We start from the raw sequence: 18,811 nt of genomic DNA on the forward strand, positions 1-18,811 counted from the left end.
ATTTTTATACAATCTGATTTTGGCACTTAATTTTCTCGATTTTTTTCACAGAGACAACTAAGTGAGACCCATACAGGTATAAAACCCTAAATTCTTCCCAATTTTTTAAAGGGACTCCTAGCTCCCCTTAATTTAATTGGAATCCTATATATATAAAACTCACTGAGCAAGTTTTAGGTTCTAACACTGAACTTCAGACTATACTTTTCTTTATTGAGGAACTTGTTATTCTTAATGTTCAGTTTTTACTAATTTTCTTAACTCAGATGCAGTTTAAAAATTATACAATTATTAATATTCAAAAAATTTTTATAACAGTGTGTGGCTCTTAATTTTTCAGCAGGTTAAGTTAATTGCCAGAAAATATTTTGTAATATAAATTATTTACTAAGTTTAAAACTAAAAGCCTATCTTTAATAATAAATATATTTTATCTTGTTCTTTTTTTCTTAACTTATTTTCTTTTGGAAAAGTATATCTATCAGCTTTTTAGTTTAGTTTGTTTAGAAGTATTTTCCCATAATATTTATATACCAGTAATGTCTTTAGAAGATCCTCTGATCTTGGAAGATTAGTAATCATTAAATCTATAGATTTTGCAAAAATTCCTTTTTGCGACGAAATCTATGGTTAAAAATAAACTAAACAAAAGCTTTATATACAAGAAATCCCTTGTATGTATCCCTCACAAAAAGCAAAATTGTGAGCATTCGACTCTCTTACGATCCCTTATTATATAAATGGCAATATCTCTATAGATTCAAGCAAACTTATCTCTTTGTTCAGAATCTAAGTGTGAAAAATTGCCTGATGGGAAAGTTATATATACTAAATATGTCTTGTATACTTCCTTCGCACAACGCGATTGTGTCGAGGTGAATAACACAAAGCTTTATATATAAGAAATGCCTTGTATATGACCCTGCGCAAACTGATTGTGTAGGTAAAAAATCACATATCTCTTTCATCTTTTAATGGAGTCAGGAGTTTTTTCCTGTCTGACGAGGATTTTGTCGGTTCGGTTAATTCTGGGCGGTGAGAGTTTTTCATAATATATCATCGCGAAACGAAAATAACTGAATTGATAGTTGTTAGTGCAAGTTTCTGCGACCAAGACCTTTATTTTGAAGTGTGCGATACATTAACAATTCTGGTTGATCCTGCCAGAGGTTACTGCTATCGGTGTTCGTCTAAGCCATGCGAGTTATATGTTCTTCGTGAACATGGCGTACTGCTCAGTAACACGTGGATAACCTGCCCTTGGGTCCGGCATAACCCCGGGAAACTGGGGATAATTCCGGATAACGCACATATGCTGGAATGCTTTATGCGTAAAATGGATTCGTCTGCCCAAGGATGGGTCTGCGGCCTATCAGGTAGTAGTGGGTGTAATGTACCTACTAGCCTACAACGGGTACGGGTTGTGAGAGCAAGAGCCCGGAGATGGATTCTGAGACATGAATCCAGGCCCTACGGGGCGCAGCAGGCGCGAAAACTTTACAATGCGGGAAACCGTGATAAGGGGACACCGAGTGCTAGCATCATATGCTGGCTGTCCAGGTGTGTAAAATACACCTGTTAGCAAGGGCCGGGCAAGACCGGTGCCAGCCGCCGCGGTAACACCGGCGGCCCGAGTGGTGATCGTGATTATTGGGTCTAAAGGGTCCGTAGCCGGTTTGGTCAGTCCTCCGGGAAATCTGATAGCTCAACTATTAGGCTTTCGGGGGATACTGCCAGACTTGGAACCGGGAGAGGTAAGAGGTACTACAGGGGTAGGAGTGAAATCTTGTAATCCCTGTGGGACCACCTGTGGCGAAGGCGTCTTACCAGAACGGGTTCGACGGTGAGGGACGAAAGCTGGGGGCACGAACCGGATTAGATACCCGGGTAGTCCCAGCCGTAAACGATGCTCGCTAGGTGTCAGGCATGGCGCGACCGTGTCTGGTGCCGCAGGGAAGCCGTGAAGCGAGCCACCTGGGAAGTACGGCCGCAAGGCTGAAACTTAAAGGAATTGGCGGGGGAGCACAACAACGGGTGGAGCCTGCGGTTTAATTGGACTCAACGCCGGACAACTCACCGGGAACGACAGCAATATGTAGGTCAGGCCGAAGACCTTACCTGAATCGCTGAGAGGAGGTGCATGGCCGTCGCCAGTTCGTACTGTGAAGCATCCTGTTAAGTCAGGCAACGAGCGAGACCCGTGCCCACTGTTACCAGCATATCCTCCGGGATGATGGGTACTCTGTGGGGACCGCCGGTGTTAAATCGGAGGAAGGTGCGGGCTACGGTAGGTCAGTATGCCCCGAATTTCCCGGGCTACACGCGGGCTACAATGAATGGGACAATGGGCCCCTCCCCTGAAAAGGGCTGGTAATCTCACAAACCCATCCTTAGTTCGGATCGAGGGCTGTAACTCGCCCTCGTGAAGCTGGAATCCGTAGTAATCGCGTTTCAATATAGCGCGGTGAATACGTCCCTGCTCCTTGCACACACCGCCCGTCAAACCACCCGAGTGAGGTATGGGTGAGGGCACGAACATCGTGTCGTGTTCGAACCTGTGCTTTGCAAGGGGGGTTAAGTCGTAACAAGGTAGCCGTAGGGGAATCTGCGGCTGGATCACCTCCTAAGCAAAAAAACTCACCACCCAGATGCCGATAAACCGAACAAAATCCTCACCCCGGAGATCCGCTGTGGATCTCTAGTCTCTCTAGGGCTTGTAGATCAGATGGAAGATCGCTGCCTTTGCAAGGCAGAGGCCCTGGGTTCGAATCCCAGCAAGTCCATTTTTATGCACCCGGAAAGTAAATTTTCGGGGAAGGGCGGATTGCCTGCGTTGACACGCAGGTACATGAAGTCATGTATAAGTGCTGTATACTGGACGCTTTCTGGACCTGGTTAGGATACACAGGAATTATGCTATCAGGTGGATGGCTCGGCTCAAGAGCTGATGAAGGACGTGCCAAGCTGCGATAAGCCCGGGGTAGGTGCAAGGAGCCTATGAACCCGGGATTTCCGAATGGGACCTCTCCATAGTGATCAGTAATGATCGGGAACGCTCCGAATTGAAACATCTCAGTAGGAGCAGGAAAAGAAATCAACCGAGATACCGTGAGTAACGGCGAGTGAAAACGGCACAGTTCAAACCGAATCCCTTCACAGGGAAATGTGGTGTTGTAGGGCTGTTCAAACGTCTGGCGGCTAAACAGAACTTGCCTGAAACGGCAGACCGTAGAGTGTGACAGTCACGTATGTGTAAACCAAAAGACTGGAACATGTCCCTGAGTACCGTGCGTTGGATATCGTGCGGGAATCTGGGGGGCACCAACCTCCAAAACTAAATACTACTTGAGACCGATAGCGAAATAGTAGGGTGACCGAACGCTGAAAAGTACCCCGAGAAGGGAGGTGCAAAGTGCCTGAAACCTGATAGTGATGGAACGATACGGCATTAAAGGAACTCTGGCATGAAGGAAACATTCGCGAGAATGCTGTACGAATGTCACTGCCAGTGTCGTATCTTACGTTTTGAAGAACGGGCCAGGGAGTTTATCTCAGTGGCAATGGCTAACCTTTATCTGGGCAGCCGAAGCGAAAGCAACATGTGCGCAGCTCTCCGAGCGAGGCACGACGTATACAAGTGCGTGGAGTCACTGGGGTAAGACCCGAAGCCGGGTGATCTAGGCGTGGGCAGGTTGAAGCGTGGCGAAAGCTACGTGGAGGACCGCAAGCGGTATTGATCTGCAAATCATTCGTGTGACCTGCGTCTCGTAGTGAAATGCTAATCTAACCCGGCATCCGCTGGTTCCTTCCAAAACATGTCGCAGCATGACCTGACTGGAGATCGTCGGTGGAGTAGAGCACTGATTGGCGATTCCGGGGGGGAAACTCCTCGCTCGCCTGTCAAACTCCAAACCCACCGTCATTGTAGAAAGTCGGAGTCCGGACTGCTGGGGTAAGCTTGTAGTCCGTAAGGGAGACAACCCATCCCGTGGTTAAGGTCCCCAAGTGTCGACTAAGTGTTAATACTAAAGGGCGTCCCAAGCCCAAGACAGCTGGAAGGTTAGCTTAGAAGCAGCTACCCTTTAAAGAGTGCGTAACAGCTCACCAGTCGAGGTTTGGGGCCCCGAAAATTGACGGGGCTCAAGTCGACCACCGATACCACGGAGTACCGCAAGGTAATCTCGTAGGAAGGCGTTGCGTTCGGGCCGAAGCAGGGCTGTAAAGTCCTGTGGACCGTTCGCAAACGAAAATCCTGGTAATAGTAGCAGCAAAGCAGGGTGAGAATCCCTGCCGCCGAAGGGGCCAGGTTTCCTCGGCAATGATCGTCAGCCGAGGGTTAGTCGGTCCTAAGACGTACCGTAACTCGAGTACGCCGAAAGGGAAACAGGTTAATATTCCTGTACCATTTAGCAATCCGTCTGACGTCTCTGGGCAGACCGAGCGGCGTCGTCGCGCCGTCTAAGCAGCGAACCCCGTGGAGAGCCGTAATGGCGAGAATCGGGCGAATCTGTTATGGCTAAAGTCGGTTGCACCCCGGGACCCGTGAAAAGGCCGCTAAATGTCCGTACCAAGATCTGACACTGGTGCCCCTAGCTGAAAAGGCTAAGGCGTGTCGGAGTACTTCAGTTAAGGGAATTCGGCAAATTAGCTCCGTAACTTCGGGATAAGGAGTGCCTGCTGTGGAGACAGCAGGTCGCAGTGACCAGGGGGCTCTAACTGTCTAATACCAACATAGGAGATTGCAAACCCGTAAGGGCTAGTACAATCTCTGAATCCTGCTCAGTGCAGGTACCTGAAACCCCGTTTCAACGGGACGAAGGGCCTGTAAACAGCGGGGGTAACTATGACCCTCTTAAGGTAGCGTAGTACCTTGTCGCTTAATTGGCGACTTGCATGAATGGATCAATGAGAGCCCTACTGTCCCTAACTGGAATCCGGTGAAGCTTACATTCTAGTGCACAGTCTAGAGACCTCTAGGGGGAAGTGAAGACCCCGTGGAGCTTTACTGCAGCCTGTCGCTGGGTTGTGGTTCTGGATGTACAGAGTAGGTAGGAGGCATCGAAGCGTATGCGCCAGCATACGTGGAGCCGCAATTGGGACACTACCCTTCTGGGACTACGACCCTAACTCTGAGAAGAGGACCCCGATAGGTGGGCAGTTTGCCTGGGGCGGGACGCCCTTGAAAAGATATCAAGGGCGCGCAATGGTTGACTCAAGCGGGTCGGAAACTCGCTGAAGAGTGCAAGAGCATAAGTCAGCCTGACGTTATTCAGCATAGCAGTGGATGACGAGACGAAAGTCGGCTCTAGCGAACTTTTGAGCCTCCTTGGTGGGGGCCAAAAATGACAGAAAAGTTACCCCGGGGATAATTGAGTCGTTGCCGGCAAGAGTACATATCGACCCGGCAGCTTGCTACCTCGATGTCGGTTCTTTCCATCCTGGCCGTGCAGCAGCGGCCAAGGGTGAGGTTGTTCGCCTATTAAAGGAGATCGTGAGCTGGGTTTAGACCGTCGTGAGACAGGTCGGTTACTATCTACTAGAGGTGCACGAGGTCTGCGGGTAAGCTGCTTTTAGTACGAGAGGAACCAAGCAGCGGCGCCACTGGTGTACCGGTTGTCTGACAAGGCATAGCCGGGCAGCTACGCGCCAAAGAATAAGAGCTGAATGCATCTAAGCTCGAACTCTCACCTAAAAAGAGACCTCATTAAGGATTCCGGTAGAAGACCGGTTTGATAGAAACGGGATGTAAGCACCAAGGCAACGAGGTGTTCAGTCCGCGTTTACTAACTATCCGTTCCTTTCTTAATCCGGTCCAGGCGAAATTCAGTATGCAGCACTGTACATGACTTCATTTTTCCACAATCCCATTTATAGGTAGAGTTTGGCGGCCATAGCGGCAGTGTAACTCCTGTACCCATCCCGAACACAGTAGATAAGCCTGCCCGCGTTCCTTACTGTACTGAAGTGTGCGAGCCTTCGGGAACTCTGGATCGCTGCCATACTCACCTTATAATACCTTACTTTTCATAATCTGTTTTTTGTAACTTATTATTGTATCTTTTTTATGTTACTGCTTTTGTATAAATTGTTTTATCAGCCTTTTATAACATGTTTGCTCTTTTCTGTTTCTTTCCTTTTGAGTGCGAGCTCATCCTTTAAGCCTTGCATTTTGAAGAATCACGTGCATATTTCAACATTTGATAAATCTGCTTATGTGTTTTAAGATAGTTTATAAAAATGATTGAGTAGAGGTTTATTTACTTTAGTCCCAAAAAGGTATCTCTTGCAGGTTCATTCTCCCCGCAGATCAAGTCCTGCTTTTACTCCTTTTATCACGGCTTCAGTAATCTTTTTTCCAAAATCTGTGCTTGAACCTGCGTAAAGTATTTCCTGTCTTTCCTCATTTTCCGGGCCAGGTTTTGAGTCAATTTCATAAGCAATAATAACTGCATCCGTATTGGTGCCCAGGAAATTGTAGCCTTTTTCAAGCAGAGCAAGCCCTTTTGCTTCTGTGGCTGTGATTATCGCTCCAAGGAGAGCTGTCTCGGATAGTTTTGCCTTTGAGACCAGAATTATATTTATGGTTCCAACTTTTGCTCTGAATTCTGATCCGTTGCTCACGCCAGCGGTCATGAAAGCTGTCAGGTAGTCATTTTCTACTACCTGAAGGTATTCCATTTTTACAGCTGTAAGGAGGCCGAAATGAGCTTCTGCAAGGCCCAGTTTCAAGGCTTCTTCCTTTAAAAACTCCTGCGGGTCAGGAGGGTTAAAGGTTCTTGGCACCTGTTTGTTGAAAAGATACTTCACCCGTGCGCAGCCGCCGTTTAAACCCGTGCTTACGGCTTCAAAATCTCCTTTTATTATAAGGGTACTGTCCTTCACATAGTACTGCATATATAAGGCTCTCCGTTTTTACTAAAGAAATGTATATAATTGATCGAACTTACGAGAATAATGCTTTTTTATCCTAAAATTATTTCGCTTTTTAAATTCTTTTATTGTATTCTATACCGTATGCTAGTGATCCACTATTTTAATTCAACTTTAAATTTACTTCTTTTACATGATCATTACAAAGTACCAAAATAGAATTGAAATTTACTCAGTGTTTAGGAATGATTGAGATATAAATTTCAGTTTTCACTTCGGTAATGACTCTATAATTGCACTTCTCAAATATCATTAATGACAAATGTGGGTATAAATACTTGAAATTAAATTTTCATCATTCCTTGACCTTTTGCGTTGATGTTGTTGCATCGTATATTGAACTTTCAAATGGTTTTGAATCTTCAAGATCATTTCAGGATATAACAAGTCCTATAAATTTTCTATCTAGAGCTTTCTAATATTCACACAGAAATACAGGAAACCTAAAGGAGCCAGAACTGTTAAATATTTAGAGAAAATACAAATAGTCTTTATGTATTCTTGGGATCCAAAACTTTATTCTTCGAATTCCTCAGCTCAGAAAAATTGGGGGTTTGAACTTCTTGCAAAGCTGAACTTGAAAGGAAATGAAAGGTTTCTGGATGTTGGCTGCGGGGATGGAAAACTTAGTGCTGAAGTTGCAAAAATTCTACCTGAAGGCTCTGTTCTAGGAATCGATCTCTCTGAAGAAATGATTACTTTTGCCAGGAATCATTATCCTCAAGAGAAGTTTCCAAACCTTGCTTTTATGCAAGCAAATGCAAGTGAACTTACTTTTGACTATGAGTTTGACATTGTCTTTTCCAATGCTGTTCTTCACTGGATAAAAGTTCCTGAAGCTGCTCTGAAGGGTTTTTGGAAAAGCCTCAAGCCTGGCGGAGTATTTCTGGCCCAGCTTGGAGGGAGAGGAAACGCTGCAGAGATTCTCAAAACTCTTGACTATATGCTCGAAAACGACAAATGGAGTTCTTATTTCAAGGATTTCGTATTTCCGTATGGCTTTTACGGACCTGAAGAATACGGTAAATGGCTCAAAGATGCAGGTTTTTTAATTAAGCGTTTGGAATTGATCTCAAAAGACATGGCTCTTCATGGAGAAAATGAACTCTTCGCCTGGATTGCTTCAACCTGGCACCCTTATATACAGCGGGTACCTCCAGAATTAAAAGAGGATTTTATAAGCGAACTTGTAACTCTTTTTGTGAAAAATTATCCGCCTGATGACAAAGGATATGTCCATGTCCAGATGAAAAGGCTGGAAATTGAGGCTTATCGGGAGAAATGAGGCCTATTGGGAGAATTCCCCTGAACAGGAATAATACTAATTTCATTTTTGAAGTCTGTGTTTTTCTTCTTAAATTGGCTTCTAATAGCTTATTTTGTTTCTTCCAATCTTGTTCTCAGTTTCCACTCAGCCATTGAGTACAATAACAAGCATAGAACCATTATTACCATTGCAAGTGCTTCTATTCTGGACTCTTTTTTCAGGTGACGGTGGAGTTAATCGAAAATTTTTCATTTTTATATAACTTTTTCGTTTATATAGAAATTTTTCGTTTCTGCTTCAACTTTTTTTATTTTTATATTGGAATTTTCCGGCTTGATTTCAATATAATTCAATCAAAATATATTTATATTATATATTGTCGCCCGCATATTCTCTGACGCAAAATATATATACTTTCTATATTGGAGGAAAAGATTTATATATTGATGAGGGGTAATGAGCTTCCGTTACCCGGCAAGTGGAAAACTAATTCCTGACCGGCCAAACGTGAAAAACAAAAAGAAGTGATAATGGGATGACAAATACTGAAATCTTTGATAAGTTACGCGACGCAATCGTAAATCAAAATGTCGCAGGTACTCCAGAGCTATGCAAGGAGGCTCTGGCTTCAGGAATTCCGGCACTTGACATTATTACAAAGGGCCTTTCCGTTGGAATGAAAATTGTCGGTGACAAGTTCGAAGCCGCCGAGATTTTTTTGCCTCAGATCATGATGTCCGGAAAAGCGATGAGTAATGCAATGGAAGTCCTTACCCCTGAACTTGAAAAGAACAAGAAAGAAGGAGAAGAAGCAGGACTTGCCATCACCTTTGTTGCAGAAGGGGATATTCACGACATTGGTCACAGGCTTGTTACCACAATGCTTGGAGCAAATGGGTTCCAGATCGTTGACCTGGGAGTTGATGTGCTTAATGAAAACGTCGTAGAAGAAGCTGCAAAGCACAAGGGAGATAAAGTCCTCTTAGTAGGCTCTGCCCTTATGACCACCTCCATGCTCGGCCAGAAAGACCTTATGGACAGGCTCAATGAAGAAAAACTCAGGGACAATGTAAAGTGCATGTTCGGAGGAGCACCAGTATCTGATAAATGGATCGAAGAAATCGGAGCTGATGCAACTGCAGAAAATGCTGCTGAGGCTGCAAAAGTTGCACTTGAGGTAATGAAATAATCCTGGGAGGCAAGACAATGACATTTAGAAAGTCCTTTGATTGCTATGATTTCTACGACAGAGCAAAAGTAGGAGAAAAGTGTACTCTGGACGACTGGGATCTCATGAGGATCCCAATGAAAGCAATGGAACTCAAGCAGAAGTATGGGCTTGACTTCAAGGGAGAGTTTATCCCGACAGATAAGGATATGATGGAAAAACTCTTCAAGGCCGGCTTTGAGATGCTACTTGAGTGTGGAATTTATTGCACAGATACCCATAGGATCGTAAAGTACACTGAAGACGAAATCTGGGATGCAATCAACAATGCCCAGAAGGAATTTGTGCTCGGAACTGGCAGGGATGCCGTTAATGTAAGGAAGAGAAGTGTTGGTGACAAGGCAAAGCCAATCGTACAGGGTGGACCTACCGGTTCTCCAATTTCCGAAGACGTGTTTATGCCTGTTCACATGAGCTATGCCCTGGAAAAGGAAGTAGACACGATTGTTAATGGTGTCATGACTACAGTACGTGGAAAAGCTCCTGTTCCAAAAAGTCCTTATGAAGTTCTTGCTGCAAAGACCGAAACAAGGCTAATTAAGAATGCTTGCGCCATGGCTGGTAGGCCTGGCATGGGTGTCTAGGGCCCAGAGACCTCACTGTCCGCCCAGGGAAACATTTCCGCTGACTGTGCCGGCGGAATGACCTGTACGGACAGTCACGAGGTCTCGCAACTCTGTGAACTCAAGATCGATCTCGATGCAATTTCAGTTATTGCTCACTACAATGGGAACAGCGACATCATAATGGACGAACAGATGCCGATCTTTGGAGGATATGCAGGCGGCATTGAAGAAACGACTATAGTCAACATTGCAACCCATATCAACTCCCTTGTTATGAGCAACGCAAGCTGGCACCTGGACGGCCCTGTCCACATTCGCTGGGGTTCAACAAACACCAGAGAGACATTGACGATTGCAGGCTGGGCATGTGCAACAATTTCCGAATTTACGGACATACTGTCAGGTAACCAGTACTACCCATGTGCAGGCCCATGCACTGAGATGTGCCTGCTCGAAGCTTCAGCCCAATCCATTACTGACACTGCTTCAGGCAGAGAAATCCTCTCCGGTGTCGCATCCGCAAAGGGTGTCGTTACCGACAAGACCACAGGTATGGAAGCCAGAATGATGGGAGAAGTAGCAAGGGCAACGGCAGGTGTGGAAATCTCAGAAGTAAATGTGATACTCGACAAGCTTGTAGCACTCTACGAGAAGAATTACGCAAGCGCACCAGCAGGAAAGACCTTCCAGGAATGCTACGACGTAAAGACCGTAACACCAACTGAAGAGTACATGCAGGTATACGACGGAGCAAGAAAGAAGCTCGAAGACCTGGGACTTGTATTCTAAGATAAAAATAAACATAGTTTGTTAAAACCGAAATTACTTCTCAAAATAGAAGCCAATTGAGAAAGCGCTTAATTCTACGACTGAGTCTGGACGTTCAGTCCAGGCTTTCTGACTTTTTTGGGTACTTTCTTCATGCTTTTTCTACACTTTCACGGCGTAGACTTCTCTGTGAAAATAACATCCTTTTTTAAGTGCCTATTTTTTCAGGTGCCAGTGCATGATCCAAACTGGTTGATTTTGATGAGAGGAAGGCATTGATTGATTGATTGATTGATTTGAACAAGTTTATTCAAATGAGTTCTATACAATTGGTACTGCACCTTGAATTTCAGATTTATAAAAAATAGAATAGGCTGCTCACGAGAAAACGGTTAGAGACGGACAAGAAGAAGGAAATAAAACTTATCCTTCCTGATAATCGTTTTGGTCGTGGTGTATGAAATGAGGCTTTAATATCTACTCGCAAGCAACCGGATTCTTATTACCTATAAGTGATATTTATACTTTGCCACAACTAATATTCTCATTTTAACACTTTCCAGTTTTTTCCGGTTCCGAAGTGAATAAATATTTCTCAACAGTGCTTTTTTCCCATGATAAAGCTCATATTCTCACATATCCATACTTACTTGAGAGAGAACCTGGGGGCATGAAGGATTATTCTACCGCTCGATGAAAACGAAGCTTTGGAAATGGGACTTACTCTGGTTAATGAAAAGAATGAAACCGACATCAAAGAAGTCCTTAACTACCTCTTAGAGCTTGCACTGAAATATGCAAAAGAAGAGAATGAAATCGACACAAAAAGATTAATTGAATATATGAAAAAGATAGGAAAAGCGGCAGCTGTTGCCAAGCTTGAACCAATTGTTGTCAATACGCTTTTGCTTTTTCCCCAGGTTGCCACAGAGGCATGCAAGCAGAATATGGAAAATGTTCTTGTGAGCATAGCACTTGCATTTGGAGAGATTGGAAAGGTCGCAGCAGAACAAAAAATGGAGACTCCTGCAAAGATCGCAGCTTCCTACCTTGGCGAGATGGGAAATACTGCAGCTTCGCGAAGAGCTAAAAAGGGAACAATTGCAGTTATTTTCGCTCTTGGGGAGATCGGAAAAAGCGTTACATGGCAAAAGCTGGGTGATGTTGCAAGCAGTACAGCTTTCCTTCTCGGGGAAACCGGGAAGGTTGCTGCAAGCCAGAATTTTGAGGACGCGGTATTAAATGCCGAGCTGCTGTTGCAGGAGATCGGAACAGGTGCAATTGAAAAAAACTTGAAAGAAACTGCAGATATGAGTGTACGCTCTATCCAGGATATAGAAAAAACTGCAGATCGTCAGGGGCTTGATAAGGCTTTGCTTCAGGCAGCCTATTCACTCGAGGCAATTAAATTTAATGCCGAGGATCGCTATCTAATGAATGCATCCATAATTGCTGAAGTGGCTCTCCTTCACTTTGAAAGATTGAATATTGAGAGACTGGAAGATAAGCTGAATAAAATTTCCAGGGGAAAAAAGAGATCACCAGGTACAGGTTTATGAACTGTTACATTCAGTTTAATGATTATTCATATTGAGTTAATCAGTTCGATATTAAATCTCAATCGTTGCCTTCTTTACAGGGAAAGGAGTGCAGGAAGGATTACCTGGTTTTAAGGTGCTTTTTCCCGATATAAATTTTTAGTGGGGTGTTCTGAACGTCTATTTCAAACGAAACCGGGGCAACGGATCTCGGGCTAACTTCAGTTAAGGAAAATGATGAGCTTGGCGTATTACGATCCATAGATTTCCTTACGGAACGAGGAACCGAATATATAAATAGAAAACTCGAGCCCGATGCAAAAAAGGCTATTATCTGCATAAGAGACATAGGTAGCGCGGCTGTCTTTCAAAAAATGGAAATCGGGGTATTTTTATCACTCTTTTCGCTTGGAAAGATGGCTGAAATTGCAAGAGAGCAGAAAATGACTGATACCGGTTTAAGCATCCTTTACTCTCTCTGTGCAATTGGGAAAGCAGCGGTTGGGCAAAATATGGAGTCTGCGGTCAGGATCGCAGTCTCATATCTTGGAGAAATTGCGAATTCTGCCTCGCTTCAGAAGACGGAGAGAGAGGCGCTTGCTGCGGCGCTTGCTATAGGATCTATAGGAAAGGAAACTTTCGGGCAGCAGAGTATCAGGGTTCCGGAAAACGGAGGATTTCTTCCTCCAAAGTCATCTATCCTCTTATCTCAACCTCCTGGAAAAGAGGCTATTCTCTTCTCCAGAGAATTTCCGGGTATTTTTAGTCTGCTTGTTCAACAGGGAGGAGAAACCGATTCCCTTCAGGATATTCCTGTCCTTTCGGAAAATGAATCGTCTTATACGGGTTTTACCGACTTTGAGAATTTAATCATAAGAGCTGCTAATTCTCTGGGAACGATGATTTTTGAAGTTAATGCAAAATTTTTAATAAGTCACGTGCTTATGACAAAACTTGCCCTTGAAACTCTCAATGGATCTGAATATATACATGAAGCCGAATCTCTTGATTGAAAACTTATAATATTTTAAAGTGCCGTTTGCTCTGAATAGCTTTGATCCTGGTTGCAGTTCCAGGGAATCCTCTAATTTCATGGGACCTGTTTAACTGAGAATCGACATAACTGATTCAAGTGGCTGCATCGGTAGAGTACTTAATATGATGCGAATTCTAGCTACCGTTGAATGGCTTGAGAAATGCAGGAAACCTTAACATTTAAGGTATATTTTTCAGAATATATATTTCATAATGATTTTTATTCCAATTATTCATCTTACAAGTTGTTATAAAAACAAGATTTCTTTTTTGCCAGGTCAACTTTGGTAATTTTAGGGGTTATTGGTCCATGAAACGGAAACGCATTCAGGTTATTCTCATAATTTTTCTATTTATGCTTTGGACAGCAATTACTCAAACCGAGGCTGCGGTTGTCACTGTAAATAACAGTGGTGATGGGAATTATTCTTCGATCCAGGAAGCTATCAATAATTCACATGATGGGGATACAGTCCTTGTAAGCCCCGGTGTATACAGGGAAAATATAATCGTCAACAGGGAACTTACAATTCTCTCTCATCCCATGCTCTCAGGCAGCCAGACTAACCGCACCTATATTATAGGTACGGTTTCTGACAATGCGGTCTTCAGTATCAGCTCAGACAATGTGACACTAAACGGTTTTCATATTGCAGGAGATCCTTTCGGAAAGGATATGTCTCAGGAGGTCGGGCTTTACCTTGAAGGTGTACGAAATTGCTCCTTAAATAACAATACGCTGATACTGACAGATCAAGGGATTGTTCTCAAGAGTTCTCAGGACAACCATCTTGATGGAAACCTTGTAAGCCTTGGGAACGAGGGGATTGTGCTTGACAATTCAGAGGAGAATGTACTGTCAAACAATTGGGTAGTGAGAAATAATCAGGGAATTTCGCTGAATAATTCCTTTAACAATAATCTTGTTAACAATACTGCAGGTTCAAATGGAGTGGGCATTCTCCTGCAAATGTCTCAGGGAAATAAGCTTGCTTATAACCTAATTTTGAAAAATGAATATGGGGTTCTAGGCCAGGTGGCCGGGTCCAATATTTTAACCAATAATAATCTCTACTTTAACGACATTGGCGTGGATCTTAGGGGTTCATCAAACAATTCATTCTATGAAAATGAATTTGTTAACTTTCTGAATGCAGCAGACGAAGGAAATAATATATGGAACAGCAGCTCGACAGGTAACTTCTGGAATGATCATACAGGGGCAGATGCCGATGGAAATGGTATAATCGATAATCAGTACGCCATTAACCAGATCACTGGAGCTATTGATTATATGCCTTTGATAAATAGGATTTCTTCAGGCAGTGGCTCCGAAGCTTTGGGTGCTAATGGCTACATTTTGTTGGTGCTATTTGAAAAAAAGTACCCTGAAAACTCAACGGGTAACCGCGAAAAAGGGGCTGTTATCGAGACAACCGAACTTGGACAGATAAATAAATTCCTTGAGGAAGGTCCGGTATTTTTGAAACTTGGGGCTGAATGGTGTGGAGCCTGCCAATCCATGAAACCTATTCTCGATGAGCTGGTTTCCAAGTACGGGGATAGAGCAACAATAATGTCCATAAATATAAACAAAAATCCTCAGCTTGCAACTTATTTTGATGTAGGCTACATTCCAGACTCTTCCATGATTGTGGGTATTGAAAATGGAACATATGTTTACATGCAACTGGATGGTAATATTACCACAGACAGAGTAAGGGCAAGAATTGTTGGACTGGAAGACAAAGAAGTGTACGAAAAAGTTCTGGAAAACGCTCTTACCTATGAAGAGAAAAGTAAATCGAAATAAAAGAGGCCTTTGAATGGTACGTAATTCCGACTAAGTTCAAAATTTACTTTCTGAAAAAAACGGAAACCCTTTTTTGAATGAACTGCTTCGGTTACAAAATAGTAACACTAATAACCTCGTAACTTCATAGAGTAAGCCAGACTCCATTTCCTGCGTAGCCGTATCTCTTACACAATAATTTGAAATTAAAAATATGCGATGAAATATACAGGCAAGAATTATAAAACCTGCGGGAAAATATTGAAGCTTAATGCGTTCTACTAATAATAAGAGACACTACCAATAGGATACTATCAATAAAGAGGGATACTATCAATAAAGAGGGGCAAAAAGAATGATTACATTAAATGAGGCAGAGGCAGTTGAAGTAAATTTATCTGCAGTTGACGAGGGAGATGAGAACAGAGCTTTCCAGGCCCTTGATTCCCTTACAGGAATTGCGGCAGATTTCCTTTCTGAGAATGAAGAGGCAGATGCCGAGAGAGTCATCCTATCAATTGAGAATGGCGCACAGGCAGCTGCAGAGAAAGAGATGGAGCTTGTTACAATTAATTCTATCCTGTCCCTCGGGAAACTGGCAAGGAAAGCAGCAGACAATGGATTTGAGTCTGCCCTCGGCAAGGCCTCCATAGCAATAGGAAAATTGGGAAAAACTGCAGCTGTACATTCTCTTGAAGCTGGTTCAAAGGTCGCTGCTACAACTCTGATGGAGATCTGGAACTTCTTCCCAGAACAGTGGGATCAGGAAAAGGTAATTTCCTTTTCTTTGCTCTTTAAAGAGATCGGAACCTCTGCTGCCAGACAGGGTATGGAGGACGTTGTGCTCAGTGCAGTAACCTGCCTGGGAGAAATCGGGAAAAAAGTTGCAGCAAAAAGCCTTGAACTTGAAACTGTAAGCAGCCTGCTTTTGCTTGAGGAAATTGGTAAACTTGCGGCGGAGAATTACTTTGATGAAGCTTTGAGTTCAACAGCGCTTTCCATAGAAGATATCGGGAAACTATCTGTAAAGAAGGGGCTTAATGATGCAGCTTTGCAGTGTCAGTGGGCACTTGAGACTCTGCGAGTCCAGGCTGAAGAAAAGGTTCTAAATAATTCTTCAATCGTGGCGGAAGTGGCTCTGGATAATTTTAAAGATGTCAGCTATACGGATTCCGAGGAAAAAGTGGAGAAGTTCCAGGTAATAAAGACTCTTCAGAAAAAAATCCAATCTAATATGAAAATTCAGTAAGAGGTACTCTAACGCAGCTGTTTATATAGCTCAGTTATTTATTCCATCTGTTTATCCAAGAAAAATATTTACATAATAAACTTTTCGTTTTTGTAGATGGCCTGGTTTATTCTGGCTTTAAATTTTTTATGAATTTTTACTTTTGACCTACTCCCAGATTTCGATTTTTTTTATTCTGTTTTGGAAAAAGAAGTGATTTTTATTCAGACTTTCTTGAAGAAAACCTATACCTGTTCCTGGTAAAGCTGAAATAAGTGTTCGAGTACTCTTTGAAAGTTTCTCACTTCTTTGAAACCATTAGTTTTAAATAAATTACTACAGTATTTCTCTAAAGCAAATTATTGCTTCCTTGATAAGTGCTTGAGGTTTCAAAGTGAAGTGTTATAAGAGGCGTTTAGATTTAGTCTGTACTTAGCATACAATACTCTGCACTTAGCATGCAAAACAGTTGTTCGGGTAAGAGGAAGGTAAGGAGTGGAACCCTTCCCCCTACCTCGAAGGTTGATTTTACTCACGCAGGAGAATATGCCAGAAACCCGGCGTGAGTTTTTTACTCAGATGATATATATTATGCATGAAATGTATTTAACTCTTTCTATTTTATATATATGTCTTTTAATCGGGTCATCTTTTATTTTAATCCCAATTTTAATCCCAATTTTAATTTCAATTTCTGTCAAGTAAACATATAAAATTAAGTATAATCTGAAATAGTAATCTTGAAGTTCCAAATGTATTTTGAAAATTATAGGAAAACTAATATCTGAGTAAACCTATATAAATACTTAAATTTCTAAAATCCAAAAATTTTTAACGAATTTTACTGGAAAGGGGTTTTAATATGTTCTCACTGAACGAACAAAAGGCTATTGAACTTGGAGAATCTGGAGAACGAGCAATAAGAGAACAGAATGAATATGATGCGCTCCAGTATGCTGAGTACCTCCGGGAATTAGGGCATGAGTTGCTTGAAAGTAATTTTGAGAAAGAGTCAAAGCGAGTCGTTATCTCACTCAGAAACATTGGTAATAAAGCTATCCAGAAAAAGATGGATAATGTTGCGTCCACAGCTATTAATGAACTTAAATATCTTTCTGAAACTGCACTTGATAAGAATTTCTCAAACGCGATGTGGTCTTTTTCAAAAGCTGCACAGGAGATCGGAAAAGGAGCAGTACAGGCCGAGATGCTCGAACCTGCAAAACTTGCGATCGACACGCTTAAAATGATAGGGATGGGCGCAGTTGAGAAGAAAATGGAAGTTGTAACCCTCTGGACAACCATGTCACTTGAGGAAATGGCTTATCTTGCAAATAAGCAGCAACTTGAAGATTTAACTAAGGAAGCAAAAGAGGCTAGAGAAGAAATTATAGAATACTCCGAAGCCTCAGGGTTTGTTACAAAGGAACAGATTGACAAATACCCACAGCTTATCGCCCAAACCGTAAGTCAATTCTCAGAGCTTCGGAATCTACAGCCTGCAGGTTATGAGACCAAGCCTAATGAAGAATTCACAGAAGAGGAATTCTTTGAGGGAGAAGGGGAGGAACAAGATCCTGAAACTGAAGCTGCCAGAAAGGAAAAGTAACCTGATAACCAGAATAATGAGACTGGTAATTAAAAAATAATTTCTCCTGGAAAATTTCTGGCTGTTTGCACAGCTGGATGTCTTTTTTCATAATATCTCGGGCTGTTTATACAGCCGGCTGTCTTTTTTTATAATTTTTGGAAATTTCCAGAAAACTTTCTATTATTTTCAGCCCATTGGGAGTAAGCACGGATTCGGGATGGAACTGCAGGCCATAGATTGGATACTTTACATGTTCCACCGCCATAATGCTCCCGTCCTCAGCCCTGGCAGTAACTTTTATCCCGGGGGCAGGCTCCCCAATTTCAAGGGAGTGATAACGGCCTGCTTCAAATGGGCCTTGAAAGGCTGAAAACAATGCAGAGTCCTCATGAAGAATCTTCGAACTTTTTCCATGCACTGGACCGACCTTGCTTCTTCGGACAGCTCCGCCGAAAGCCACATTGATTGCCTGGTGTCCAAGGCAGACTCCAAGAAGGGGAATTTCCCTGCCCATTTCCCGGATTATTTCCAGGCAATTTCCTATATCCCTGGGGTCTGAAGGATTACCCGGACCCGGGGAAATAACCAGGGCATCAGGCTTTATCTTCCGGAGTTCCTCAAGAGAAACCGTATTGGGAAGTACCAGAGTATCTTTCTCAAAATAAGATATATAGTCTACAAGATTCCATACAAAGGAATCCTTGTTGTTTATGAAAACCACCTTCATCTGAAAACACCTCCTGAACTTATCATTTTTAGTTTATTTTCCTCTCGTATCTCCCCTTTAACTTCCCCTTTTCTGAAAAGCCCGGTTCCTGGATTTCTTTCCTGTAAAACATTCCTGCCTGAACTTCTTCTCATAAATTTC

At 42.8% G+C, this 18,811-nt stretch carries 10 protein-coding genes, 1 tRNA gene, 3 rRNA genes and 2 pseudogenes; 12 read left to right on the forward strand and 4 right to left on the reverse strand.

Features of this window, described 5'->3' with window-relative positions:
• Positions 1-1,147 precede the first annotated feature (1,147 nt).
• From MSBRW_RS05820 to rrf, 4 genes are all read left to right on the forward strand, one after another.
• Positions 1,148-2,625 (forward strand): 16S ribosomal RNA (locus tag MSBRW_RS05820).
• 85 nt (positions 2,626-2,710) lie between these two features.
• Positions 2,711-2,783 (forward strand) — tRNA-Ala (locus MSBRW_RS05825).
• A 116-nt stretch (positions 2,784-2,899) separates the two neighbouring features.
• Positions 2,900-5,806 (forward strand): 23S ribosomal RNA (locus tag MSBRW_RS05830).
• A 74-nt stretch (positions 5,807-5,880) separates the two neighbouring features.
• A 5S ribosomal RNA gene (rrf, locus tag MSBRW_RS05835) occupies positions 5,881-6,002 on the forward strand.
• Together the 16S, 23S and 5S rRNA genes with 1 tRNA gene alongside form the textbook arrangement of a ribosomal RNA operon.
• A 289-nt stretch (positions 6,003-6,291) precedes the next feature.
• Here the strand turns inward: rrf and cbiZ are convergent.
• Positions 6,292-6,894: an adenosylcobinamide amidohydrolase gene (gene cbiZ / locus MSBRW_RS05840; protein WP_011308539.1), complete on the reverse strand. Its 603-nt coding sequence runs from the start codon at positions 6,892-6,894 to the stop codon at positions 6,292-6,294.
• A gap of 529 nt (positions 6,895-7,423) precedes the next feature.
• On the opposite strand from cbiZ, the gene MSBRW_RS05845 reads away from it, so the two are divergent.
• The gene (locus MSBRW_RS05845; RefSeq protein ID WP_011308538.1) at positions 7,424-8,215 is read left to right on the forward strand and encodes a class I SAM-dependent methyltransferase; all 792 of its coding nucleotides are present in this window, start codon (positions 7,424-7,426) and stop codon (positions 8,213-8,215) included.
• A 13-nt stretch (positions 8,216-8,228) separates the two neighbouring features.
• On the opposite strand, the pseudogene MSBRW_RS21865 reads toward MSBRW_RS05845, so the two are convergent.
• Positions 8,229-8,421, reverse strand: a pseudogene (locus tag MSBRW_RS21865) (IS1634 family transposase); the annotation flags it as partial.
• A gap of 311 nt (positions 8,422-8,732) precedes the next feature.
• On the opposite strand from MSBRW_RS21865, the gene MSBRW_RS05850 reads away from it, so the two are divergent.
• The 7 genes and pseudogenes from MSBRW_RS05850 to MSBRW_RS05890 all read left to right on the forward strand — a co-directional run bounded on the left by MSBRW_RS05850 (position 8,733) and on the right by MSBRW_RS05890 (position 17,961).
• Positions 8,733-9,386: a methyltransferase cognate corrinoid protein gene (locus tag MSBRW_RS05850; RefSeq protein WP_011308537.1), complete on the forward strand. Its 654-nt coding sequence runs from the start codon at positions 8,733-8,735 to the stop codon at positions 9,384-9,386.
• Positions 9,387-9,403: 17 nt separating this feature from the next.
• Positions 9,404-10,780: pseudogene (locus tag MSBRW_RS21870) on the forward strand (monomethylamine:corrinoid methyltransferase).
• Positions 10,781-11,472: 692 nt separating this feature from the next.
• The gene (locus tag MSBRW_RS05865; protein ID WP_011308536.1) at positions 11,473-12,318 is read left to right on the forward strand and encodes a hypothetical protein; all 846 of its coding nucleotides are present in this window, start codon (positions 11,473-11,475) and stop codon (positions 12,316-12,318) included.
• Positions 12,319-12,671: 353 nt separating this feature from the next.
• Positions 12,672-13,310 (forward strand): hypothetical protein, encoded by a 639-nt coding sequence (locus tag MSBRW_RS05870; protein WP_011308535.1) that lies wholly within the window; start codon positions 12,672-12,674, stop codon positions 13,308-13,310.
• A gap of 332 nt (positions 13,311-13,642) precedes the next feature.
• Positions 13,643-15,145: a NosD domain-containing protein gene (locus MSBRW_RS05875; protein WP_011308534.1), complete on the forward strand. Its 1,503-nt coding sequence runs from the start codon at positions 13,643-13,645 to the stop codon at positions 15,143-15,145.
• Between the two features lie 334 nt (positions 15,146-15,479).
• Positions 15,480-16,373 (forward strand): hypothetical protein, encoded by an 894-nt coding sequence (locus MSBRW_RS05885; protein ID WP_011308533.1) that lies wholly within the window; start codon positions 15,480-15,482, stop codon positions 16,371-16,373.
• An 841-nt stretch (positions 16,374-17,214) separates the two neighbouring features.
• Positions 17,215-17,961: a hypothetical protein gene (locus tag MSBRW_RS05890; RefSeq protein ID WP_011308532.1), complete on the forward strand. Its 747-nt coding sequence runs from the start codon at positions 17,215-17,217 to the stop codon at positions 17,959-17,961.
• A 106-nt stretch (positions 17,962-18,067) separates the two neighbouring features.
• On the opposite strand, the gene MSBRW_RS05895 is transcribed toward MSBRW_RS05890, so the two are convergent.
• Both MSBRW_RS05895 and MSBRW_RS21875 read right to left on the reverse strand, forming a co-directional pair.
• Positions 18,068-18,670, reverse strand: a complete 603-nt coding sequence (locus MSBRW_RS05895) for an aminodeoxychorismate/anthranilate synthase component II (RefSeq protein WP_011308531.1) — start codon at positions 18,668-18,670, stop codon at positions 18,068-18,070.
• Positions 18,667-18,804: a hypothetical protein gene (locus MSBRW_RS21875; RefSeq protein WP_155398131.1), complete on the reverse strand. Its 138-nt coding sequence runs from the start codon at positions 18,802-18,804 to the stop codon at positions 18,667-18,669. The genes MSBRW_RS05895 and MSBRW_RS21875 overlap by 4 nt, the downstream gene beginning before the upstream one ends.
• Positions 18,805-18,811: the final 7 nt, after the last annotated feature.

Source organism: Methanosarcina barkeri str. Wiesmoor, from assembly GCF_000969985.1.
Taxonomy (GTDB): Archaea; Halobacteriota; Methanosarcinia; order Methanosarcinales; family Methanosarcinaceae; genus Methanosarcina; species Methanosarcina barkeri_B.